This window comes from Ochrobactrum teleogrylli (assembly GCF_006376685.1).
In the GTDB taxonomy this organism is placed as follows: Bacteria; Pseudomonadota; Alphaproteobacteria; order Rhizobiales; family Rhizobiaceae; genus Brucella; species Brucella teleogrylli.
Window position 1 is genome coordinate 89,752 of the sequence record NZ_VEWL01000009.1, and the last position, 22,444, is coordinate 112,195.

Here is a 22,444-nt window from a genome sequence, read left to right on the forward strand (position 1 = left end):
TTCTGACATCTTATCACGAGAAACCGTGATGTTTCAAAGACCATAGCGTCCCCAAAGCGCTTTTTCTTCGGCAACGGAGAGCAGGCCGTCGCCGAGATGGGCGGCAATTTCCGCCGGTTCCAAGCCGGAAAACGCCGATGAAAGCGCCATGCCGACGCCCGGAACCTTGCGGCCAAGCAGTCCGCGCTGGGGCTGGATCAGCTGGAGCTCCACCTTTTCGCCATAGGTCTTGCGCAGGAAACTGCGCATGTCGCCCAGCCCGTCGATGAGGCCGAGCTGCAAGGCTGTCGTGCCGGTCCAGAACAGGCCGGTGAACAGGTCGGATTCCTCGACAAGCTTGTTGCCACGCCGTTCCTTGACCATTTCGATGAAGGTGTCGTGGATTTCGAGTTGCAGCGATTTCAGCCGTTCGATGTCGGCCTTCTTTTCCGGCTGGAACGGGTCGAGCGTGACCTTGTTGCTGCCGGCGGTATAGACGCGCCGCTCCACGCCGATTTTCTTCAGCAATTCCGGAAAACCGAATGACGCGGAAACCACGCCGATGGAGCCGACGATGGAGGAGGGGTCTGCGATGATCTCGTCACCGGCCAGCGCAATCATATAACCGCCGGATGCGGCCACATCCTCAACGAAGATGAAAACCTTTTTCTGGTGTTCGGAGGCGAGATCGCGAATGCGGCGATAGATCAGGCGCGACTGCACCGGCGAACCGCCGGGAGAATTGAGCGAAATCGCCACGGCTGGCGCGTGCTTGTTGCTGAAGGCCTTTTCCAGCACGGCAGCGGTCGATGCCAGCGATAGCGACGGGCGCAGCGCTGAACCGCCACTCATGATGGCGCCATGCAGGCGCACGACGGGAATTTCAATTGCGGCATTGCGAAAGCGGCGCGGAACAAGGCGCGTCAATAAACCGGGCAAGGCAAACTCCAAACTGGATCAACTGTTGGTTGCCAATGTAGGAAGCAATCTGGGAAACACAAAGAAAACCCTCCGAAAATTTATATCTTCGGAGGGTGAGTAGGATCATTTTTTCGTGGGTTTTGCCACGATCCGCAACAGCCCATAGCCGAATATGGCCGAGAGCGCCGAACCGGCCAGAACGCCAATTTTCGTTTCGGTCTGCATGAGATCGGACGGGAAGGACAAAAGCCCGATGAAGATGCTCATGGTAAAGCCGATGCCGCACAATATGGCGACGCCATAAAGCTGCGCCCAGCTGGCGCCCATCGGCTTTTGCGCAAGGCCGGTCTTGATGGCGAGCCAGGCTGCGCCGAACACGCCAAGCTGCTTGCCAACAAAAAGCCCGAGCAGAATGCCGAGTGTCAGCGTGTCGCCCATCACCGAGGCATCCAGCCCGGCAAAGGAAATGCCCGCATTGGCAAAGCCGAAGATCGGCACGATGAGGAAGGCGACCGGTTTTGCCAGCGCATGTTCGAGGATGTGCAGCGGTGACGTCATGTCATCCGGTTTGCCGGGCGCAGGTTTCAGCGGCACCATCAGCGCCGTCACCACACCGGCGACGGTGGCGTGAACGCCGGAATTGAGCACGAAGAACCACAAAATTGCGCCGCCGATCAGATAGGGCAGCAGCTTCATCACGCCCATGCGGTTCATTGTGAAAAGCGCGATCGCAGTTATGAAAGCCCCGCCCAGATAGGGCATCGAGATTTCGGCTGTGTAGAAAATGGCAATGATGACGACGGCGGCCAGATCGTCGAGAATGGCGAGCGTCGCCAGAAAAACCTTGAGGCTCGACGGTACGCGTGAGCCGAGCAACGACAGGACACCGAGCGCAAAGGCGATATCGGTTGCTGAAGGCACCGCCCAGCCGCGCACTTTTTCGGCATCGTGAAAATTCAGCGACGCGAAGATGATCGCAGGCAGGATCACGCCGCCTGCTGCGGCAATGCCCGGTAGCATCCGGTTTGGCCAGCTTGCAAGCTGCCCGTCGATGAATTCGCGTTTGATCTCCAGCCCGACGAGCAGGAAAAACACCGCCATCAGCGCATCATTGATCCAGTGCGCAAGGCTCAAAGGGCCTATGTAGACGTGAAGCGCATCGAAATAGATTTGCGAGAAGGGTGAGTTGGCCACGATGAGCGCAAGCGCTGCCGCTGCCATCAGCACCAGGCCACCGGCAACCTCGCTATCCAGAAAGCGTCGCATGAGAGATACGGGGCGAGCGGAATTTGGACTGTGGTTCATCGGTCTCCTTAAAGAAACTGTTAGGTGCTTTGCGGCGCATCCACTTCGTAGAGCACAAGATCGCGGTCGGTGATGCCGAGTGTCGGCCATGTCGAACGCCAGGCGGCAATGTGCCCGGAGGCAAAATGTTTGTCCAGCGAAGCCCGGTCCAGCCACAGCTCTTTTACATGGATAAGACCCGGATCGAGAATGTCGGCGGCATAGGAATAGTCGATGCAGCCAGCCTCGGCGCGGCTGGCTTCGATCATTTGCTGCATGACAGGGCGCGCCTCATTCAACTTGGCAGCAGGCAGCCGAACGGTTCCGACGATAAGCAGCACGGTTTATTCTCCCCGGATCAAAGAAGCGCGGTCTGGCCGTTGTTGATGGCATTGGCGCGGGGTGTGAAACCGTTGCCGCTGTCGCCATGCAGGACGAGCGGCGGCATGAACGAGAGACCGGCGCGGCTGCCCCGCGTGCCGGTGACGACGATACGGATTGCCGCTGCGTCACCGCGGGGGTGCACCGGCACGATGCGCAAGCCGCCGAAGCGCCCGGTGAGCGCTTCCAGAATGGGCGCAATCGAGCCCGGTCGCGCTATGATGGCGATGCCGCCGCCCGGCCGGACGATGGCCGCCGCCGTGCGCACCCATTGTTCGAACATGCCTTCGGGCATGACATGCGCTTCCGCCTTGAGCGGATCGGGCGTGCGCCGGTCCGCCGCTTCGTTGAAAGGCGGGTTCATGATGGCGAAATCGAAGCTGTTATCGGCAAGACCTGCCGCAACACGCGCCTTTCCGGTCAGCGCCACATCCGCTTCCACAATCGCGAGGCGGTCTGCCAGAGCTGTATTCAGGGGATGCGCGATGGTCTTTCTGGCAAAGCCGACCATCAGGCCAGAGCGTTCGACAAGGGTAATGCGGCTTGCCGCGCATCGGGCCGCAACCGCAAGCCCGGCTGCACCAGCACCGCTGCCGAGATCGGCGAGGCGTCCGGCAAAGCCGTCCGGCACCACGCTTGCAAGGATCATCGCATCGACGCCGGAGCGATGCCCTTTCATTGCCGGTTGCACGAGATGAAAAGCGCCGCGATGAAAGACATCCAGCGTTTCTTCAATCTCGTCTTCGGTCGTCAGGGTCATTGATCGCGCAGTTCGTGTTCAATCTCGGCATCGATCAGGATTTGCCGCGCTTCGTCCAGCTGATCCTCACTGACCAGAAGACGGCGCGGCAGTACGCCCAACGACCCCTCGATAATGCTCATATTGGTGTCTGCGATGAAATAAGCTATTCCCGCTTCCTTCATCAAGGCTTCGGCGAAAGACAAAAGGACGGAATCGTTGGTGCGGATAAGTTCGATCATTTACCTAGTTTGGAGCCAATGCACCGCATTGACAACAGCTTCCGTCAATGTTGAACAGGCAGTGAAGGCACGGAATGCGTCTTGAGCATTCCGCCGCGCTTAAATATGGTGGCGGCCCCATCAAGGAGTAATGGCATTGGGTGTGGTTCTGAATCTCGACGACAAGAAAAAGCAGACAGGATCGGTGCAGCCGCTTGTCGACCTGACGAAGGCCGATATGGCGCGCGTGAACGAAATGATCCTGTCGCGCGCCGGTTCCGACGTCGAAATGATTCCCGAAGTCGCCAATCATCTGATCTCGTCGGGCGGCAAACGCCTGCGCCCGATGATGACGCTCGCTGCCGCCCGCATGTTCGGTTACGACGGCGACGGTCACGTGCGTCTCGCAACCGCTGTCGAATTCATGCATACCGCAACGCTTTTGCACGATGATGTGGTTGATGAAAGCGATCTGCGCCGTGGCAAAAGCACCGCCCGCATGATCTGGGGCAACCAGGCCAGCGTTCTCGTCGGCGATTTCCTGCTCGGTCAGGCTTTCAAGATGATGGTCGATGTCGGCTCGCTCGACGCGCTTGACGTGTTGGCGACCTCTGCTTCGGTGATCGCCGAGGGCGAAGTCATGCAGCTTGCCGCTGCCAAGAACATGGAAACCACCGAAAACGAATATCTGGCGGTCATCAAGGCCAAGACGGCGGCGCTGTTTTCGGCGGCTGCCGAAGTCGGCCCGATCATCGCCGGTGTGCAGCGTTCGGATCGCGCAGCCTTGCGGGATTACGGTCTCAATCTCGGTCTCGCTTTCCAGCTGGTTGACGATGCGCTCGACTATGGTGGCTCTGCTGCCGATCTGGGCAAGAACACGGGCGACGACTTCCGCGAAGGCAAGATCACGCTGCCGGTGATTCTCAGCTACCGTCGTGGCACCGATGAGGAACGCGCGTTCTGGAAGCACGCCATCGAGGACGGTGCCAGCGACGATGCATCGCTGCAAAAGGCCATCGGTCTGATGACCAAACATGGCGCGATTGCCGATACCGTGCAGCGCGCGCGCCACTTTGGCGAGATTGCCCGCGATGCTCTGGCGCCGCTGAAGGCCTCGCCGGAAAAGGATGCCCTCATCGAAGTCATCGACTTCTGCATCAGCCGCGTGAACTGAGTTCGAATATTTCGAACGGGATCGATCAGGAAAAGCACCCCATCACGGATGCTTTTCTTGCCCCCTCATCCCAAAAAGGCCATGCTTGAAGTGCCTTTTCCGGTGAGGAGACGGCTTGTCGGTTTGGATACGGTCGGCGATTCGTTGCCGATGGCACAGGTGGGAATGTGAGAAGAGGATTGGGCTTCATGCGGCATGGAATGAAAAACGGCCCGCTTTACGGTTTGCTTTTTTCGCTTCTGGCGGGAATTGCAATGCCTGCCAGCGGCGCATGGGCCAAGGCGGCAGCCGATCCCGCTCCCGTCGTCACGCCTGCTGTTCGGGCCGGTTCCTTTGCTGGCGCCTATCTGGCGGGCCGCACCGCCGAAGCCGATAACAACCTGTCCGCCGCCGCCGATTTCTATCGTCAGGCCATGGCTTTCGATCCGGGCAACAGTCAGGTCAAGCAGGACCTGCTTCTGGTTCTGCTGACCGAAGGCCGCTTCAAGGACGCCCTGCCACTCGCTTCTGAATTGCAGAATGTGCCGGATATCGAGCGCTTCTCCCGCGTCGCCCTTGCCATCGACGCCATTTCCAAAAAGCAGTACCGCAAGGTCGGACCGCTTTTGATGCTGTCCATGCAGTCCGACATGGACCGGCTTGCGACAGGCTTCATGAATGCGTGGGTCAAGGTCGGGCAGGGCAATCCCAAGCAGGCACTGGCCGATATCAAGAAGATGGAAGGCCCCGAATGGTATGGCCTGTTCCGCACCTATAATTCTGCTTTGATCGCCGATCAGGCCGGGATGAAGAAGGAAGCGGCGGAATTCTACCAGCAGGCCTTCGATGACCGTCCCGGCGGCAGCGCTGCGCCCGATACCTATGAACGCATCATCATGGCCTATGCCTCGTTCAAGCTGCGTCAGGGCGACAAGGCCGGGGCGATCCAGATCTTGAAGGATGGCGAGGAACTGCTGAACGGTCGCATGACGCTGACCGAACTGCGCGAGCAGGTCGAGGCGGGGCAGAAAGTTGACCGTCTGATCGAAACGCCGCAGCAGGGCGCTGGTGAAGTGCTTTATACGCTCGGCACCGCGATCAACCGCAGCGGTGCAGAGGCATTTGCGAAGCTTTATTTGCAACTCTCGCTGCCGCTGCGTCCGGGCAATGATGCGACCCTGTTCCAGCTTGGCGATATTTCGGCCAAGCTGCGCCGTCCAGAAGCGGCAGTGGAATATTATGCGCAAGTGCCGGAAAAATCGCCCTATCGCCGCGATGCCGAAATGCAGCGCGCGTTGAACCTTGCCGATAATGACAAGTCTGCCGAGGCCATTGAGCAGTTGAAAACGCTTCTGGGCCGCGACAAGACCGACATTCGCACCTATCTGGCGCTGGGCGGCGTTTATGCGCAGGACAAGAATTTCGCCGAAGCCGCCAAGATTTATGACGCGGCTGTCGAACAGATCAAGACGCCGGAACGCAAGGACTGGCCGGTCTTCTACCAGCGCGGCATCGCCTATGAGCGCCTGAAGCAGTGGGACAAGGCGGAACCGAGTTTCAACAAGGCGCTGGAGCTTTATCCCGACCAGCCGCAGGTGCTGAATTATCTCGGCTATTCCTGGGTCGATATGGGCATCCATCTCGATCGCGCGCTCGATATGATCAAGAAGGCGGTCGAGTTACGCCCGCAGGACGGTTACATCGTCGATTCGCTGGGGTGGGCCTATTATAAGCTCGGTCGTTACGACGAAGCGGTGGTGGAACTGGAAAAGGCTGTGAAGCTGCGCCCGGAAGACCCGACGATCAACGATCATATGGGCGATGCCTATTGGCGCGTTGGTCGCCAGCTTGAAGCGACGTTCCAGTGGAACCATGCAATTGCAGGCAAGCCGGAGCCGGAAGAACTCGTCAAGATCGAGGAAAAGCTGAAGAAGGGGCTGCCCGACGTTTCGGGCCAGTCTTCCGCCGATGCCACCAAGCCAGGCGAGAAGAAGCCGGACCAGCCGAAGCCGGAAGAACCGAAGCAGGACACGCCTGCTGTCGCGCCAGCCCCTGCCGTACCTTCGCCGGTTAAGCCGACGACTGACTAAAAACGGCAGATAGGTCCGGTTTCAGGGCGATAGGACACTGAAACCGGCAGCCTGTGCTTGACCCTGCGGTGCTGATGTATGATCTGGCAGGATTTTTATCCGAAAACCGGTTGCCACTTTTCGGAAATCCTGCTTAGACCGGGCCATCATTTCAATAACGAGGCCCAGCCCGGTGTCTAATTCGTCCAGCATGTTGCCCGCACATATGCATCCCACCCGTTCCTTTCAGGGTCTGATCCTGACGCTCCATCACTATTGGGCGGAACATGGTTGCGCTATTTTGCAGCCTTACGACATGGAAGTGGGTGCGGGTACGTTCCATCCGGCAACCACGCTGCGTTCGCTCGGGCCGAAGCCGTGGAAAGCCGCCTATGTGCAGCCGTCGCGCCGTCCCAAGGATGGCCGCTATGGCGAAAACCCCAACCGGCTGCAGCATTATTACCAGTATCAGGTCATCATCAAGCCATCGCCGCCGAACCTTCAGGACCTTTACCTCGGTTCGCTGAAGGCCATCGGCCTTGATCCGACGCTGCATGATGTGCGCTTCGTGGAAGACGACTGGGAAAGCCCGACGCTCGGCGCCTGGGGCCTTGGCTGGGAATGCTGGTGCGATGGCATGGAAGTGTCGCAATTCACCTATTTCCAGCAGGTCTGCGGCATTGAATGCTCGCCGGTTGCCGGTGAGCTGACCTATGGTCTGGAGCGCCTCGCCATGTATGTGCAGGGCGTGGACAATGTCTACGACCTCAATTTCAACGGTCTCGAAGGCGACGAGAAGGTCACCTATGGCGATGTGTTCCTGCAAGCTGAGCAGGAATATTCCCGCTACAATTTCGAAATGGCCGATACCGAAATCCTGCATCGCCACTTCATTGATGCCGAGCGTGAATGCGAAGCCATCCTGAAGGCGGGCAGCACGGGCGAGGGTTCTTTGCACAAATGCGTGCTCCCCGCCTATGACCAGTGCATTAAGGCATCCCATGTTTTCAACCTGATGGATGCGCGCGGCGTGATTTCGGTCACCGAACGCCAGAGCTATATCCTGCGCGTCCGCAATCTCGCGCGTCAGTGCGGCGAGGCATTTCTGCTCACCGATGCAGGCGGCTTTAATTACAAGAATGAGGCTGTGTAATGCCTGACTTACTTCTCGAACTCTTTTCCGAGGAAATCCCGGCCCGCATGCAGCGCAAGGCTGCCGGCGATCTGAAAAAGATGATCACCGATGGTCTGGTCGAAGCCGGTCTTACCTATGAAGCCGCGACCGCTTACTGGACGCCGCGTCGCCTGACGCTCGACATTCGCGGCCTGACCGTGCGTTCCAAGGACGTGCACGAAGACATCAAGGGCCCGTCGGTCACCGCACCCGAGCAGGCCATTCAGGGCTTTCTGCGCAAAGCAGGTCTCAGCGATGTTGCGCAGGCGCATGTGCATTCCGATCCGAAGAAGGGCGATTTCTATGTCGCCCATCTGACGAAGCCGGGCCGCGCTGCCGAAGAAATCGTCGCCGAGCTGGTGCCGCAGACGATCCGCAATTTCCCGTGGCCGAAATCCATGCGCTGGGGCGCGGCTTCGGCAAAGCCCGGTGCATTGCGCTGGGTGCGTCCGCTGCAATCGATCCTGTGCACCTTCGGCCCTGAAACCGAAGAAACGGTGGTTATCGATTTCGACGTTGACGGCATCAAGTCCGGCAATCTGACCTATGGGCATCGGTTCCTGAGCGACGGTCAGGCGATCAAGGTGCGCCGCTTCGACGATTATGTCGAAAAGCTGGAAAAGGCTTTTGTGGTGCTCGATGCCGAACGCCGCAAGGAAATGATCTCGCAGGACGCGCATAACCTTGCTTTCGCGTCGGGTCTCGAACTGGTCGAGGACGAAGGGCTTCTGGAAGAAGTGTCCGGTCTTGTCGAATGGCCGGTCGTGCTGATGGGCGAATTCGAGGAAGAGTTTCTGGCCATTCCGCCGGAAGTCATCCGCCTCACCATCCGCGCCAACCAGAAGTGTTTTGTCACGCGCAAGCAGGGCGAAACGGAAGCGCTGTCCAACCGGTTCATTCTGGTGTCGAACATCGCTGCGCGCGACGGCGGCACGGAAATCGCATACGGTAACGGCAAGGTGGTGCGCGCACGTCTGTCGGATGCGCTCTATTTCTGGCACACCGACCAGAACGATCTGCCCGATCTCGACAAGCTCAGCGCTTCGGCGGAAAAATTCGGCCTTGATCTGAAGAAGCCGCTCGATCAGCGCATGGCGCGGCTGGACGCGTTGAACGTAACCTTCCATGCAAAGCTGGGCACGCAGGGAACACGTATTGAGCGCATCAGATCACTAGCGCGCTTTATCGCGCCATTAGTGGGTGCCGATCCTGAACTCGCTATCCGTGCAGCCGTGCTTGCCAAGGCTGATCTCCAGACCGAAGTTGTGGGTGAATTCCCCGAGCTTCAGGGCGCGATGGGCCGCAAATATGCGGTGCTTCAGGGTGAAGACGCAGCCGTTGCCGCAGCGCTTGAAGAACATTACAAGCCGCAAGGTCCGTCTGATGTGGTGCCGAAGAACCCGGTTTCGGTCGCTGTTGCATTGGCTGACAAGCTCGATACGCTGGTCGGTTTCTGGCTCATAGATGAGAAGCCTACAGGGTCGAAAGACCCCTTTGCGTTGCGTCGTGCGGCATTGGGCGTAATCAAACTTATTCTTGAGAACGATGTGCGACTACCTTTGAAGAAGTTCATCGGCTTTGCCTATATTGAAAACCACGAGCGCCTAAGAAGTGACAAAGCAGTTGACGTACTCGAACGGATTCGGGAGGGCGTTGAGCAATTTAATCCAGAGTTACGGAATTACCTCTTCATTGATGAAGCGGTTAGCAAGTTGGAGCAGTACTTACCCGATCTGCCTTTCTCCGTGCCATCAAAGGCAGTGTTGGAAAATGACCTCCTCTCCTTCCTGCACGACCGTTTCAAGGTGCATCTGAAAGACGAAGGCGCACGTTACGACGCTATCGACGCCGTGCTGACGCCGGAAGCCGACAACCTGCTTTTGGTCGCACGCCGCCTGGAAGCGCTGATCGTCTTCATCAATGAGGAAGACGGCAAGAACCTGCTGGCCGGCACCAAGCGCGCCGCCAATATTCTGTCAGCCGAAGAGAAGAAGGGCACCAAAGTCGCGAGCAGCGTCGATGCTTCGCTTCTCAAGCTGGACGAGGAAAAGGCGCTGTTCGAAGCGGTGACGCTTGCATCGAGCGAAACCGAAACGGCAATCGCCCGTGAAGATTTTTCGGGCGCGATGCTGGCGCTGGCCAAATTGCGCGGCCCGGTCGATACGTTCTTCGAAAAAGTGCTGGTCAACGACGAGGACGAAAATGTCCGCGCCAACCGTCTGGCTTTGCTCGACCTGATCCGCACGGCCACCGGCAAGGTTGCGGATTTCTCCAAGATCGCTGGCTGATAGCCCGCCTATACGAAATAAAAATGGCGCCGGTAGGCGCCATTTTTATTTGAGGATTATTGAAGGCTGGGTCTGAGCGTCAGCGAACTCAGATCGATTTCTCCCGATGCGCCAGCCCACGGATCGCCGACGACGCGCACGGGCTTGGCGGGGTCGAAGTCCGGCATCTTCTGTTCGGTCGGGATGATAGCGGGCTGTTCCTGCACGTCTTCCGGCAGCGGCTTGCCCTGCATGCGCGCCATATAGGCACGGGCGCGCTTGCGCCGTGCTTCGATTTCCTTCAGCGCTTCGGCTTCAGCCTCTTGCCGCTGGTTGCAGGCACCGCATACAGGCAGCCCATTGGCGCCCATCCGGTCATAGCCGATATAATCGATGGAGCCGACCGCATAGATCGTTCGCGCAAGTTCCGCCCCGTTGGCCGAGGCAACAACGGGCAGTCCGGCGACAGTCAGTGAAATGGCGATAAATCGCGATAACATTATTCACCTCAAGCATGGATAGTATCATCCTGCCGCAAAAAAGCTAACAAAACGCAATTTTCCGGGTCGCGTTGCCATAAATGTGCACGAGGCAAACCGCCTGTTTGCTTGCGCAGGGCTTCGCGCTTGTGTAGGCAGAAGGCGCTCATATCTATGCGTGCACCTTGTCCGAAAACCGCTTTGCACTTTTCGGGATGCACTCAACTTGGACGCCCGAGAGGCGGGAAACCAGTGTCAGATGTAATGAAATTCGATGATAAGGCAGTCCTGCGCGCGGTCGATATCCTGCGGCGCGGTGGCCTTGTCGCCATTCCTACCGAAACGGTCTATGGCCTTGCCGCCGATGCCGCGCATGGCGAAGGCGTTGCCGGCATTTTCGCAGCAAAAGGCCGCCCGCAGTTTAACCCGCTGATCGCCCATGTCAGCGGCATTGCCATGGCAGAGCGCTATGTGACCTTCGACGCCCTGTCGCGCAAGCTGGCGGAACTGTTCTGGCCCGGCCCGCTGACCATCGTGCTGCCGCTGAAAGACCAACAGGATACCAGTCGGCCCATTCATCCGCTGGTGACGGCGGGACTGCCGACGCTCGCCATCCGCATGCCGCATGGCCGTGTGCAGGAGGTTATCACGGCGCTGGACAGCCCTGTTGCGGCACCGAGCGCCAATACCTCCGGGCGTATCAGTCCGACAAGCGCCAAAGCCGTCGCGGACGATCTTGGCGACAAAATAGACCTGATCCTCGATGCCGGTCCATGCGGGGTTGGCGTGGAATCGACCATCGTGAAGGTCGAGGGCGATACAGTGCGTCTGTTGCGCCCCGGCGGGCTTGCGGCAGAGGACATAGAAGCAGCGATTGGCACAAAGCTGGTGCGCACCGAACAGACCGAGGCCATTCAGGCGCATATCATCGCGCCGGGCATGATGGCCTCGCATTATGCACCGGATGCCGCCATGCGGCTTGCGGTTGGCGATGTGCAGCCGGGCGAGGCGCTGCTGGCTTTCGGGCCGTCGCGGGTGGCCGGAGCCGAGACGGCAAAGGCCGTGCTTAACCTCAGCGCCGATGGCAATCTGCGCGAGGCGGCCAGCAATCTGTTCGATTTCATGCGCAAGCTCGACGCCACCGGCGCCAGCACCATTGCCGTTGAACCCATTCCTTCCGACGGTCTCGGCGAGGCCATCAACGACCGTTTGAACCGCGCTGCCGCACCGCGCTAGATTTCAAAGGACCAATATGGACACCGGATTGATTGAACGTTTCGCCGCCATCGTGGGCGAGAAGAACGCACTCACCGCGCCAGAAGACATTGCGCCCTATCTGATCGAGCAACGCGATCTTTATAAGGGCAATTCGCCGCTTGTGTTGCGTCCCGGCTCCACGGAAGAAGTCGCGGCGATAATGAAACTCGCCAGCGAAACGAAAACCCCCATTGTGCCGCAGGGCGGCAATACGGGCCTCGTCGGCGCGCAGACGCCGGATGAAAGCGGCACGACGATCGTGCTGGCGCTTGGCCGCATGAACAAGATACGCGCGCTTGATACGGTGGGCAATCTGGCCACCGTCGAGGCAGGCGTCATCCTGAAAAACCTTCAGGACGCGACCGAGAAGGCGGGCCGCCTGTTCCCGCTGTCGCTGGGCGCGGAAGGTTCGTGCCAGATCGGCGGCAATCTCGGATCCAATGCAGGCGGCACGGCGGTGCTCGCCTATGGCAACATGCGCGAGCTTTGCCTCGGTCTCGAAGTGGTTTTGCCAACCGGCGAAATTCTCGACGACCTCCGCTATGTGAAGAAAGACAACACCGGCTACGACCTGAAAGACCTGTTCGTGGGTTCTGAAGGCACGCTCGGCGTGATCACGGCGGCGGTTCTGAAAATCTTTCCGCAGCCGAAGGGCAAGGGCGTCGCCTATGCCGGGATGCGCAGCCCGGACGACGCGCTGCGCCTGTTCCAGCTCGCGACCGAACATGCAGGCCCGTCGCTGACCGGGTTTGAGCTGATGCCGCGTGTCGGCGTCGAGTTCACCGTGCGCCATGTCGATGGCGCGCGCGATCCGCTGGAAAGCCCGCATGACTGGTATGTGCTGATCGATATTTCCTCCACGCGCTCGGAAGAAGATGCGCGCACCACGCTGGAAACCATTCTGCACGAAGCTTTTGAGGCGGATATTCTTCAGGATGCGGCGATTGCAGAAAGCGTCGCGCAGGCGCAATCCTTCTGGAAAATGCGCGAGGAAATGTCCTGGGCGCAAAAGCCGGAGGGCGGCTCGATCAAGCACGATATTTCCGTGCCCGTTTCATCCATCCCGGCCTTTATTCGCGAAGCCAATGAGGCGGTGCTGGAAATGATCCCTGGCGCACGCATCGTCTGCTTCGGCCATATCGGCGATGGCAACCTGCATTATAACGTGTCGCAGCCGGTCGGCGCGGACAAAAAGGAATTCCTCTCCCATTGGGGCGCGCTTAATCACCGCATCCACACGATTGTCACAAGTTACAGGGGGGCGATTTCTGCCGAGCATGGCATCGGTCGCCTGAAGCGGGACGAGCTTGCGCATTTCAAGCAGCCTTTCGCGCTCGACCTGATGCGCCGCATCAAGACGGCCTTCGACCCGGCGGGGATTATGAACCCCGGCAAGACCCTGTAAAACAAACCAAATTGCTACTTGAATGACGGGCGGTTTTTCCGCCCGTTTTGCTATCGGTAAACGCATATTAGGAAGAATTTCCGAATTCTTACACCTGGTTGCATTCTGATAACCAAAGGAAAAAGCAGGGAAAAGTTAACCCAACTCCTTAAGGCCATCGGTAACAAACGCGGTCTATTCTCCATCTCAACGAGGGCAGAAAGCCCAATCAAAGAGAAGCTGGAATAACCGGCTCTCGACAGAGACAGAGAGACAGAGGCGTTGACAATGATGAGCAAGGGACTGAAGCCAGACTGGGCAGGCCGTGAACTGCGGCTCGATCCGTTTCACTTTCCGCAGGTGGTGAGCTACGCATCGCACGACGGCAATACCGACGTCACCTTCACCATCAACGAACGGGGCGCGGTCATCCGGCAGGTTCTGCCGTCGAGCGGCCTGCCCATGTCGATTGCACTGCCGATCCATGCTTTTGTCGGTGTCGTGGCCCGCGCGGTCGAAGATGAATATGGCGAAATCACCGTCACGCTGGAACTGATGCATCAGGACCCGCAGCTTTCCGTGCCGCTTCTGGTGGCGCATGACCTGACCGATGTTGCCGCCGACTGGCGCGCCTGGGCGGCTGCGTTCAACCTGCCGATGATGCTGGTGGAAGAAGATGGTATCGCCCGTCCGCTTTACGAAAGCACCGGCCCGGTGCGCACCAGCCAACCGCAGGCCCGCCGTCAGGGGCACGAGACGCGCCGTCGCCGCCCGCGCTTCCTCGCCCGCCGCAAGGCTGGCACGCTGGGCGTCCGTCTGGTGATCGAAGGCAAGGAAATCATCGCCCGGAATTGACCGCAGCGGAAAAGTTGAACGGGCGAGATTATTCACATTGTCGTGTGATCACGATCTCGTCCCATTCTGCCGCTAGGTTTAGGAGACTGCTTCATTTTGAAGCTAAATTAATTGGCTGACCTCCAGACAAAGCCACCTGGATGGGTTTCCCCATCCGGGTTCTTTTTTATCGATCAGAGCCGGGATTTACTTCTTGCGGCTGAGAAAGGCCATGATGGCCTCACGCGCTTCATTGGAGGTCAGGCGTTCGCCGAAAAGCTTCGCTTCCCGCGCAATACGATCCGCGATGTTTTCGGCGGGCATGCGCATGAGCGACCGCGCGATCTGCATGGCCTCCGGCGGCTTGGCGGCGATTTCTTCCGCAGCCTTCAGCACTTCCGCTTCCAGCTCTGCGCTTTCCACGATTTTATAGACGATGCCCGCTTCAAGCGCTGCTTCCGCGCTGAAACCATGACCGAGCGCCAGAAGGGCAAAGGCCTTCTGATGCCCCATCAGCGGTGGCGCGAGCAAGCTGGAACCGGCTTCCGGCACGAGACCGAGATCAACGAATGGCGTGCGGAACAGCGCATGTGACGTTGCAAATGTCAGGTCGCAATGGAAATGGATCGTCGTGCCAATGCCAATCGCAAGGCCATCAACGCCTGAGACGACCGGCTTTTTGGCGCTCGACAGGGCATAGAGAAAATCCAGAATATCCTTGCCCATATCGCCGCCGCCAGCCGCTGCGGCCATGAAATCCTGCATGTCGTTGCCGGATGAAAACGCGCCCGGCACACCAAGAAACACATGGACGCGCACCGCGTCGTCGGCGTCGCCATCCTTCAACGCCTTGGCCATGGTGGCATACATGGCGCGGGTGATGGCGTTTTTCTTGTCGGCCCGGTTCAGTCGGATAATCTGCACCGCATCGCGACGTTCGACGAGAATATGTTCGCTCACGTTCAAGCCTCCAGTGCGGATTTAGCGGCGGCGAGGCTGGCTGCGCCGGTGATGACGGTGTCTTTCAACGACGATACTTCGGCCAGCATGTTCTCGGCGAAGAAACGGCAAAGAACGGCGCGACCCTTATCGTCGCCTGCAAGGGCTGCGCGGGCCAGATAAGCGCCGCCGGAAGTAAGCGACAGCAGACGCTGATAAGGCGTTGCACCGGCAAGCGCTGCCTCTGCGCCACCCTCGGCAACTGTCTTTTGCAGCCAGTCGGTCGCTTCACGCGCTTCGGAGAGCGCCTTTGCAAGACGTGCGCCGGTTTCGCCCAGTTCCGGGCGGTTGGAGGCAACTGCCTTGTCGGCATCGTGCTGCAATTCGGCAAGGAAACCCTTGATATGCTCGCCATTTCCAAGCGGTAGCTTGCGCATCACCAGATCGATGGCCTGAATGCCGTTGGTGCCTTCGTAAATCGGCGTGATGCGCGCATCGCGCAGCAATTGGGCTGCGCCGGTTTCCTCAATGAATCCCATGCCGCCATGGATCTGCACGCCGAGCGACGCGACATCCACGCCGATATCGGTGGCAAAACTCTTGGCCAGCGGCGTGAGCAAACCGGCACGGTCGGCCCAATGCTGTGCATCCGCACCTTCGGTCGCATGGCTCATGTCGATGGCATGGGCGCAGGCATAGGTGATGGAACGGGCGGCCTGCGTCAGCGCCTTCATGGTCAAAAGCATGCGCTGCACATCGGGGTGTTCGATGATCGGGCTCATACCCTCCTTGGGATTCGCACCGATGGCGCGGCCCTGCTTGCGCTCCTTGGCATAGTTGAGCGCCTGCTGGTAAGCCGCTTCCGCAACGCCAACGCCCTGAATGCCGACCAGCAGGCGGGCATTGTTCATCATGGTGAACATGCAGGCGAGGCCGCGATTTTCTTCGCCGATCAGATAGCCGACCGCGCCCTGTTCCTCGCCTTTCACGAAACCGTCGCCATAGATCATGGTGCAGGTCGGCGAGGCGTGAATGCCCATCTTGTGTTCAAGACCAGAGCAGAACAGATCGTTGCGACGACCGAGCGAACCGTCTTGATTGACGAGGAATTTCGGCACGAGAAACAGCGAAATGCCCTTGGTGCCCGCAGGCGCATCGGGCAGGCGGGCCAGCACCAGATGCACGATATTGTCGGTCAGGTCATGCTCGCCATAGGTGATGAAAATCTTCTGGCCGAAAATGCGATAGGTGCCGTCATTGCTGCGCTCGGCGCGGCTGCGCAGCGCGCCAAGGTCGGAACCGGCCTGCGGCTCGGTCAGGTTCATCGTGCCCATCCACTCGCCGGAGATGAGCTTTTCGAGATAGATATCCTTCAATTCCCTGGAGGCATGCTTTTCCAGGGCCTCGATTGCGCCCGTGGTGAGCGTCGGCCCGATGGCGAAGGACAGCGAACCGGCATTCCACATTTCATTGACGGCGACCGACATCATGGTCGGCAGACCCTGACCGCCATAGTCCGGCGTGCCCGTCAGCGAATTCCAGCCGCCTGCAATCCAGTCGCGGTAAAGGTCTTTCCAGCCCGGCGCGGTGGTGACGACGCCGTCCTTGACGGTCGCGCCATGCCGGTCGCCGGGGATGCGCAAGGGCTCGACACGTTCAACGGCAAACTTTCCGGCCTCTTCGAGAATGGCTGCGGCCAGATCGGCGGAAAATTCGGGAAAGCGGTTGTCGGCCAGCGCTTTTTCAAGCCCCGCAACCTTCATCAGCGTATGGGAAATTTCAGAAACCGGCGCGCGATACATCTTTCCTCCACATCGTGCTCATCGAGGCCCCTCCTCGGAAACCCCGGCCTCCGATCTGCAAGCGTGCAGAGGGAGTATCAGTCTTCTTCAACACAAGAGCTATCGGCTTATTACGTAAACGTCAATAATTTACGTTCAGAGTCGACCGGTCTTCGGATCGTGGTATGCGGCTCCATGTTGTTTGAGTTGATGGTGGAACTTACTTCAGTATATAAGCCTTACGGGTATTATCGGATTTATTCGTAATTTGATTCAAATCTGTGCGGGGAAGCTTTGATATATCAGGTAGTAAATTTAGAAAATCTTGTAGTAAATAGAGCTAATGATCGTCATGGTGAACTTGAGAATGAGACCGCAGCAATAGCTTGGCTTTTTTCCAATCATGCTGCCCACATGCGAAAGTTAGCGCGTGATATTGTAAAAGCAAGCCGCTTATACGAGCCGCCCCTTGTCTATCCCGACGGTTTGGAATTCATTGTTTATGATGGCAACAGGCGAACAACTTGCTTGAAATTATTGGCTAATCCCAAAAGAGCTCCAAATACAGAGTTGCAACAGTTCTTTGCAGAACTCCGAGCCGGATGGATCGGGGATTTCCCTTTGTCTGTCACTTGTCAAGTTGAGACGGATCGCGATGAAATAGACGAAATACTATTCAGGCGACATACCGGTATTCAGGGCGGGATAGGACAAAGCAGATGGACAGGCCGGATGAAGACAAACTTCATCAATAGAACAGGCAAAGGCGGCAAGCTGAATTTAGCGGATGCAATAGAGGAGCGTCTGAAAGAGGCTCATCTGCTGCCAGAAAATGTAAAAATTCCTCGAAGTAATTTTAATCGGCTTCTTTCTGCTGAAAATTACCGAAATCGCGTAGGTATAACGACAATAAAGGGTCGTCTTGAATTTATAAGGCAAGAAGATATTGCATTGAAGGCGTTGGCGCGAGTGGCCAAAGATATGGCTGAAAAGCATACGACTCTTGACGATGTTTGGGATGCGGAGCGCAAGTCAATGTACTTAGACAGCCTTGAAACTCAGGGTTTGTTGCCGACCGCTGCTCACGCTTTATCTATTTCGCCGAACAAGACAACTGCCAATCAACCTTCTGAAGCAAGTATTAAACTGCCGGTCCGCGCGAAAAAAATTCCAAAGCGTACGACTCTTATTGCTCATGAGGAATATGGCGTAGTGTGGTCGGGCCGAATTCAGCGACAAAAAGCCATTTGGAATGAGCTGCAATTTAAGTTGGAGTTAGACCTACACCCTAATGCAATCGCTGTTTTATGTCGCGTTTTACTAGAATTATCGGTGGATAATTATATCAGTAGAACGAAATTAGCTTCGGTTTCTGAAGCTGACGCTCTCGTCAAAAAGCTTATTGCGGTAGCTGAAAATCTTCAGGCTTGCGGTAAGTTAAACAAGCGGTACTTAGAAATAGTACGAAAAGCTCGTAACATGGACGCTATTGTCTCAGTCGATACATTGAACAAATACGTCCACTCGTCCAATCTTGCGCCAAATGCAGATCATTTGACTGCGCTTTGGGATACATTCGCTGAACTTGTTGTGCTTTGTTTGAATGAATAGCGGCTGGGTTGGCCTATGAAGTGAAAGGGCGCCGCAGGGCGCCTCCTAGTTCGCTTTTTCCCGCTCCACAGCGCGCCAGCCGATATCGGTGCGATAAAAACCTTCCGGCCAGTCGATCTTCCTGATGGCGTCGTAGGCTTTCGCCTGTGCTTCCGCGACAGTGCTGGCGACTGCGGTGATGTTCAGCACACGACCGCCATTGGCAATGAGATTGCCGTCCTTTTCAGCCGTGCCTGCGTGGAAGACCTTGACACCATCGAGACCGTCAAGCGCGTCGAGGCCGCGAATGACGCTGCCCTTCTTTACATTGGTCGGATAGCCTTCCGCAGCCATAACGATGGTCAGCGCCGGATCATCTTTCCAGTCCGGCGAAACCTGATCCAGCTTGCCGTCGACGGCGGCATTGATCAGCGCCAGCAAGTCGCTGTTGAGGCGCATCATCAGCACCTGACATTCCGGGTCACCGAAACGGGTGTTGTATTCGATCAGCTTTGGGCCATCCTTGTCGATCATCAGGCCGAGGAACAGGATGCCGGAGAAGGGCGCGCCGATTTCCGCCATGCCGCGCATGGTCGGCTCGATCAGTTCGCGCATGGTGCGCTCAACGATTTCCGGCGTCATGACCGGAGCTGGGGCATAAGCGCCCATGCCGCCCGTATTGGGGCCGGTGTCGCCATCGCCGACACGCTTGTGATCCTGCGCCGAGCCAAGCGGCAGGGCCGTTTTGCCGTCGCAGATGCAGAAGAAGCTTGCTTCTTCGCCGTCCAGAAATTCTTCCACCACCACTTCGGCCCCAGCAGAGCCGAACGCGCCTTCGAAGCAGGCATCGACCGCATCCAGCGCTTCATCGAGCGTCATGGCGACGACCACGCCCTTGCCTGCGGCCAGACCGTCAGCCTTCACTACGATGGGCGCGCCCTGCTGGCGGATATAGGCCTTGGCCTTCGGCGCATTGTTGAAACGGCCATAGGCCCCGGTCGGAATATCGAAGCGGGCGCAGAGATCCTTGGTGAAACCCTTGGAGCCTTCCAGCTGGGCTGCCGCCCTGGAGGGGCCAAAGACGCGGATGTTTTCGGCGCGCAGATCGTCGGCAAGGCCTGCAACCAGCGGCGCTTCCGGTCCGACGATGACCAGATCGATGGCCTTATCCTTGGCGAAGGCAATGACGGCCTTATGGTCGCTGACATCGATATCGACCAGCTCGGCGGCTTCCGCGATGCCAGGATTGCCCGGCGCGCAATAGAGTTTTGTCAGTGACGGAGAAGCGGATAGTTTCCAGGCCAGAGCATGTTCACGACCGCCAGAACCGATTAAAAGAACTCTCATTGCTTGCTCCGTCTTCGTCGGGGTTATAGTGATGGCTGCATATATCAAGGATTTCGCCATGTCACAGCCCGAACTACACGGATCGATTCAGTCACGCAATGCGCAAGGGCGCGTAAAGGACGCTCCGTCGGGCCATTGGGTCTATAAGTTGTTGCCGCAGTCGCTTTGGCCCTATGCGCAGCTTGCGCGCTGGGATCGCCCGATTGGCTGGCAGCTTCTGTTGTGGCCGTGCTGGTGGTCGGCGGCACTGGTGGCGGGCACCGGTGCGCAGCCCGGTGACGGCGCATGGTCGGTCGTGCCTTCGATCTGGCACCTGTTCCTGTTTCTGGTTGGTGCCATCGCCATGCGCGGCGCGGGCTGCACCTATAATGATCTGGTCGATCAGGATATCGACGATCAGGTGGACCGTACCCGTTCACGCCCGCTGCCTGCCGGGCAGGTGACACGCGGTCAGGCCAAGGCCTTTCTCGTCCTGCAAGCGCTGGTCGGGCTTGTCGTGGTGCTGCAATTCAACTGGTTTTCGATTGCGCTCGGCATTTTCTCGCTTTTGATCGTCGCTGCCTATCCCTTCATGAAACGCATTACCGACTGGCCGCAATTTGTGCTGGGTCTCGCCTTTTCATGGGGCGCGCTGATGGGTTGGGCTGCGGTCGAAGGATCGCTCTCATTGCCACCGGTGCTGCTCTATATCGGCGCGATCCTGTGGACCATCGGTTACGACACGATTTACGCCCATCAGGACAAGGAAGACGACGCGCTGGTCGGCGTGCGTTCCACGGCGCGCCTGTTCGGGAAGCACACCAAGACCGCACTGATGATCCTTTATGGTGGCGCTATCGGTTTCTTTGCCGCCGCCTTCGCCGTGGCGCAGGTGCCGATGCCAGCGCTGGCCGGATTGCTGGCCGCTGGCGTACATCTCTACCGCCAGATTATCGTGCTCGATATCGACAACCCCGACCAGTGCCTGAAACTATTCAAGTCGAACAATATCGTCGGCTGGCTGATCTTCCTCGGCCTCGTTTTCGGCAGTCTCTGGGTGGCGATCAAGCCGATTGTGTAATTGAGGGGCAGGCGTAAACGCGCGACCCTCATCCTGAGCTTGTCGAAGGGCCGCCCCTTCGAGGCTTCGCTACGCTCCGCACCTCAGGGTGAGGGCGGGGGTAGCAGCTTTTCTTTCCCTTACGGATAAAGCCGGTCCTTGTTCCAGTCGCCTTCCGGCACGGGCCGGGTAAACAGCACGCGGTCATGCAGGCGGAACGGGCGGTCGTGCCAGAACTCGATGGAAACCGGGCGGATGCGGAAGCCCGACCAGTGCGGCGGACGTGGAATGTCGCCGATGGCATATTTCGCGGTATATTCCGCGACAGATTTTTCCAGCGCGAAACGGCTTTCCAGCGGGCGCGACTGTTTTGAGGCCCATGCGCCGATACGGCTGCCGCGTGGACGCGAGGCGTAATAAGCGTCGGCTTCGGCATCGCTGACTTTCTCAACCGGCCCACGCACGCGCACCTGACGGCGCAGCGTCTTCCAATGGAAGCACATGGCAGCCTTCTCAGCCGACAGGATTTCCTGCCCCTTCTTGCTCTCATAATTGGTGTAGAAGACAAAACCCTGCTCGTCGAAATCCTTCAGCAGCACCATGCGCACATTGGGCAGCCCATCAGGATCGACGGTGGCAAGCGCTACGGCGTTAGGATCGTTCGGTTCGGTCTTGCCTGCATCGGCCAGCCACTCAGCAAAAAGCTTGAAAGGCTGGGAAGACAGGGTGAAATCGTCGCTTGAGCTGGTCATTTCCACTATTCTCGAATGATTGTGGTGATAGGCGTAGCCGGGACGGGAATCCCGACCTGAAAAACTGGCGCGAGCTTCCTCCATAAAGCGCGTCTTGTCCACCTCCTGGTCAGAGACGGGGGGCGGGGTTGAATGCATATGACGCATCACAAGAATGGGCGTGGATTTTTCTGCCCGTCGGCTGAGGAAACCCACAGAGTTGCTGTTGTGCATTGGTATGGTTTTGTTTACCTTGCCAGCTCATCGCTTGTTAACCCACCACCGCCATAATCGCTGCATCCATAGCGTGTAAAATTGAGGACGTAGCGTTTGGCTGCTGGAACTGTCTGTCACCAGAAACATATCCGCTCTGCCGTTGATTTTGCTGCGGCCCTGCGCAATGCCGTGATCGGCATGACGATGTTTTCGCTGGCCGGTTGTGCCATGGGTGGCGTCAGCATCGACAAGGCCGTTCCTGATTCGACCACTATCACCGGTTCGGTGCAGCAGCCGACCGTGCCGGATTCCAGTACGCTTTCCGATCAGTCAACAGTCAAGAACGTGGTTTCCGCTTTAAACTTCACGCAATGGGGTAAGAAGCCGGTGCCGTGGACCAATCCGGATACTGGCAGCCAGGGCACGATCACGACCGTTGCCGAGAGCAACAAGAACGATCAGCTCTGCCGTGAATTCGAGACCTCACGCGAAGCTTTTGACGGCGTTTCCATCTATCGCGGCGAAACCTGCATGCAGCGCGGCGGCCAGTGGACGGTCACGGCCTTCGCGCCAATCTGAGAGCCTGTTTCAAAAGTCGTCCTGTGTGGCTGCAAATGGCAATCTTCTCCGTTCCGGTGCTCACGTACCTTGAGTACGCT

At 58.1% G+C, this 22,444-nt stretch carries 20 protein-coding genes; 10 read left to right on the forward strand and 10 right to left on the reverse strand.

Annotated features, from left to right (window positions below; translation table 11 throughout):
• Positions 1 to 33: 33 nt before the first annotated feature.
• The 5 genes from FIC94_RS22650 to FIC94_RS14850 form a co-directional block, all read right to left on the reverse strand.
• Complete coding sequence (locus tag FIC94_RS22650; protein ID WP_235892020.1) at positions 34 to 918, reverse strand: S49 family peptidase; 885 nt, start codon at positions 916 to 918, stop codon at positions 34 to 36.
• A gap of 105 nt (positions 919 to 1,023) precedes the next feature.
• The gene (gene nhaA / locus FIC94_RS22655) at positions 1,024 to 2,205 is read right to left on the reverse strand and encodes a Na+/H+ antiporter NhaA (protein ID WP_235892021.1); all 1,182 of its coding nucleotides are present in this window, start codon (positions 2,203 to 2,205) and stop codon (positions 1,024 to 1,026) included.
• 20 nt (positions 2,206 to 2,225) lie between these two features.
• Positions 2,226 to 2,525 carry a putative quinol monooxygenase gene (locus FIC94_RS14840; RefSeq protein ID WP_109368433.1) on the reverse strand — a complete coding sequence of 100 codons (300 nt, stop codon included), beginning with the start codon at positions 2,523 to 2,525 and terminating at the stop codon, positions 2,226 to 2,228.
• Between the two features lie 17 nt (positions 2,526 to 2,542).
• Positions 2,543 to 3,325 carry a tRNA1(Val) (adenine(37)-N6)-methyltransferase gene (locus FIC94_RS14845; protein ID WP_140025420.1) on the reverse strand — a complete coding sequence of 261 codons (783 nt, stop codon included), beginning with the start codon at positions 3,323 to 3,325 and terminating at the stop codon, positions 2,543 to 2,545.
• Complete coding sequence (locus FIC94_RS14850; protein WP_109368435.1) at positions 3,322 to 3,546, reverse strand: putative signal transducing protein; 225 nt, start codon at positions 3,544 to 3,546, stop codon at positions 3,322 to 3,324. Before FIC94_RS14850 ends, FIC94_RS14845 begins: the two co-directional genes overlap by 4 nt.
• 136 nt (positions 3,547 to 3,682) lie before the next feature.
• Between FIC94_RS14850 and FIC94_RS14855 the strand changes: the two genes are divergently transcribed.
• The 4 genes from FIC94_RS14855 (at position 3,683) to glyS (ending at position 10,209) form a co-directional block, all read left to right on the forward strand.
• Positions 3,683 to 4,699: a polyprenyl synthetase family protein gene (locus tag FIC94_RS14855; protein WP_140025421.1), complete on the forward strand. Its 1,017-nt coding sequence runs from the start codon at positions 3,683 to 3,685 to the stop codon at positions 4,697 to 4,699.
• Positions 4,700 to 4,887: 188 nt separating this feature from the next.
• A complete protein-coding gene (locus tag FIC94_RS14860; protein ID WP_140025422.1) occupies positions 4,888 to 6,768 on the forward strand; it encodes a tetratricopeptide repeat protein in 1,881 nt (626 codons plus the stop codon).
• Between the two features lie 205 nt (positions 6,769 to 6,973).
• Positions 6,974 to 7,900 carry a glycine--tRNA ligase subunit alpha gene (locus tag FIC94_RS14865; RefSeq protein ID WP_109370177.1) on the forward strand — a complete coding sequence of 309 codons (927 nt, stop codon included), beginning with the start codon at positions 6,974 to 6,976 and terminating at the stop codon, positions 7,898 to 7,900.
• A gap of 47 nt (positions 7,901 to 7,947) precedes the next feature.
• Entirely contained in the window at positions 7,948 to 10,209 is a 2,262-nt protein-coding gene (gene glyS, locus FIC94_RS14870; protein ID WP_371830921.1) for a glycine--tRNA ligase subunit beta, read from the forward strand.
• A 56-nt stretch (positions 10,210 to 10,265) separates the two neighbouring features.
• Here glyS and FIC94_RS14875 read toward each other — a convergent pair whose 3' ends face one another.
• Positions 10,266 to 10,688, reverse strand: coding sequence for a hypothetical protein (locus FIC94_RS14875; RefSeq protein WP_140025424.1), 423 nt, complete (start codon positions 10,686 to 10,688; stop codon positions 10,266 to 10,268).
• Between the two features lie 243 nt (positions 10,689 to 10,931).
• Between FIC94_RS14875 and FIC94_RS14880 the strand changes: the two genes are divergently transcribed.
• The 3 genes from FIC94_RS14880 (at position 10,932) to FIC94_RS14895 (ending at position 14,163) form a co-directional block, all read left to right on the forward strand.
• The gene (locus tag FIC94_RS14880; RefSeq protein ID WP_371830920.1) at positions 10,932 to 11,903 is read left to right on the forward strand and encodes an L-threonylcarbamoyladenylate synthase; all 972 of its coding nucleotides are present in this window, start codon (positions 10,932 to 10,934) and stop codon (positions 11,901 to 11,903) included.
• Between the two features lie 16 nt (positions 11,904 to 11,919).
• Entirely contained in the window at positions 11,920 to 13,329 is a 1,410-nt protein-coding gene (locus tag FIC94_RS14885) for an FAD-binding oxidoreductase (protein ID WP_140025426.1), read from the forward strand.
• 267 nt (positions 13,330 to 13,596) lie between these two features.
• Positions 13,597 to 14,163 (forward strand): DUF6101 family protein, encoded by a 567-nt coding sequence (locus FIC94_RS14895; RefSeq protein ID WP_140025427.1) that lies wholly within the window; start codon positions 13,597 to 13,599, stop codon positions 14,161 to 14,163.
• Positions 14,164 to 14,349: 186 nt separating this feature from the next.
• On the opposite strand, the gene FIC94_RS14900 is transcribed toward FIC94_RS14895, so the two are convergent.
• Both FIC94_RS14900 and FIC94_RS14905 read right to left on the reverse strand, forming a co-directional pair.
• Positions 14,350 to 15,102 (reverse strand): crotonase/enoyl-CoA hydratase family protein, encoded by a 753-nt coding sequence (locus FIC94_RS14900; protein ID WP_109368442.1) that lies wholly within the window; start codon positions 15,100 to 15,102, stop codon positions 14,350 to 14,352.
• Positions 15,103 to 15,104: 2 nt separating this feature from the next.
• Positions 15,105 to 16,883, reverse strand: a complete 1,779-nt coding sequence (locus FIC94_RS14905) for an acyl-CoA dehydrogenase family protein (RefSeq protein WP_140025428.1) — start codon at positions 16,881 to 16,883, stop codon at positions 15,105 to 15,107.
• Between the two features lie 273 nt (positions 16,884 to 17,156).
• Here FIC94_RS14905 and FIC94_RS14910 point away from each other — a divergent pair, with 273 nt between their 5' ends.
• Positions 17,157 to 18,473, forward strand: a complete 1,317-nt coding sequence (locus tag FIC94_RS14910; RefSeq protein WP_180917994.1) for a hypothetical protein — start codon at positions 17,157 to 17,159, stop codon at positions 18,471 to 18,473.
• A 45-nt stretch (positions 18,474 to 18,518) separates the two neighbouring features.
• On the opposite strand, the gene purD is transcribed toward FIC94_RS14910, so the two are convergent.
• Positions 18,519 to 19,799, reverse strand: a complete 1,281-nt coding sequence (gene purD, locus FIC94_RS14915; protein ID WP_140025429.1) for a phosphoribosylamine--glycine ligase — start codon at positions 19,797 to 19,799, stop codon at positions 18,519 to 18,521.
• Positions 19,800 to 19,857: 58 nt separating this feature from the next.
• Between purD and ubiA the strand changes: the two genes are divergently transcribed.
• Positions 19,858 to 20,859 carry a 4-hydroxybenzoate octaprenyltransferase gene (ubiA, locus tag FIC94_RS14920; protein WP_109370178.1) on the forward strand — a complete coding sequence of 334 codons (1,002 nt, stop codon included), beginning with the start codon at positions 19,858 to 19,860 and terminating at the stop codon, positions 20,857 to 20,859.
• Positions 20,860 to 20,978: 119 nt separating this feature from the next.
• On the opposite strand, the gene pdxH is transcribed toward ubiA, so the two are convergent.
• Positions 20,979 to 21,590 carry a pyridoxamine 5'-phosphate oxidase gene (gene pdxH / locus FIC94_RS14925; protein WP_140025430.1) on the reverse strand — a complete coding sequence of 204 codons (612 nt, stop codon included), beginning with the start codon at positions 21,588 to 21,590 and terminating at the stop codon, positions 20,979 to 20,981.
• A gap of 342 nt (positions 21,591 to 21,932) precedes the next feature.
• Here pdxH and FIC94_RS14930 point away from each other — a divergent pair, with 342 nt between their 5' ends.
• Complete coding sequence (locus FIC94_RS14930) at positions 21,933 to 22,364, forward strand: RT0821/Lpp0805 family surface protein (protein WP_328592139.1); 432 nt, start codon at positions 21,933 to 21,935, stop codon at positions 22,362 to 22,364.
• Positions 22,365 to 22,444: the final 80 nt, after the last annotated feature.

Bases quoted from the DNA above. Each gene is read 5' to 3' on its own strand.
- nhaA (WP_235892021.1), bottom strand. From the start codon at position 2,205: ATGAACCACAGTCCAAATTCCGCTCGCCCCGTATCTCTCATGCGACGC.
- FIC94_RS14845 (WP_140025420.1), bottom strand. From the start codon at position 3,325: ATGACCCTGACGACCGAAGACGAGATTGAAGAAACGCTGGATGTCTTT.
- FIC94_RS14850 (WP_109368435.1), bottom strand. From the start codon at position 3,546: ATGATCGAACTTATCCGCACCAACGATTCCGTCCTTTTGTCTTTCGCC.
- FIC94_RS14860 (WP_140025422.1), top strand. From the start codon at position 4,888: ATGCGGCATGGAATGAAAAACGGCCCGCTTTACGGTTTGCTTTTTTCG.
- FIC94_RS14865 (WP_109370177.1), top strand. From the start codon at position 6,974: ATGCATCCCACCCGTTCCTTTCAGGGTCTGATCCTGACGCTCCATCAC.
- glyS (WP_371830921.1), top strand. From the start codon at position 7,948: ATGCAGCGCAAGGCTGCCGGCGATCTGAAAAAGATGATCACCGATGGT.
- FIC94_RS14875 (WP_140025424.1), bottom strand. From the start codon at position 10,688: ATGTTATCGCGATTTATCGCCATTTCACTGACTGTCGCCGGACTGCCC.
- FIC94_RS14880 (WP_371830920.1), top strand. From the start codon at position 10,932: ATGAAATTCGATGATAAGGCAGTCCTGCGCGCGGTCGATATCCTGCGG.
- FIC94_RS14885 (WP_140025426.1), top strand. From the start codon at position 11,920: ATGGACACCGGATTGATTGAACGTTTCGCCGCCATCGTGGGCGAGAAG.
- FIC94_RS14895 (WP_140025427.1), top strand. From the start codon at position 13,597: ATGATGAGCAAGGGACTGAAGCCAGACTGGGCAGGCCGTGAACTGCGG.
- FIC94_RS14905 (WP_140025428.1), bottom strand. From the start codon at position 16,883: ATGTATCGCGCGCCGGTTTCTGAAATTTCCCATACGCTGATGAAGGTT.
- purD (WP_140025429.1), bottom strand. From the start codon at position 19,799: ATGAGAGTTCTTTTAATCGGTTCTGGCGGTCGTGAACATGCTCTGGCC.
- ubiA (WP_109370178.1), top strand. From the start codon at position 19,858: ATGTCACAGCCCGAACTACACGGATCGATTCAGTCACGCAATGCGCAA.
- pdxH (WP_140025430.1), bottom strand. From the start codon at position 21,590: ATGACCAGCTCAAGCGACGATTTCACCCTGTCTTCCCAGCCTTTCAAG.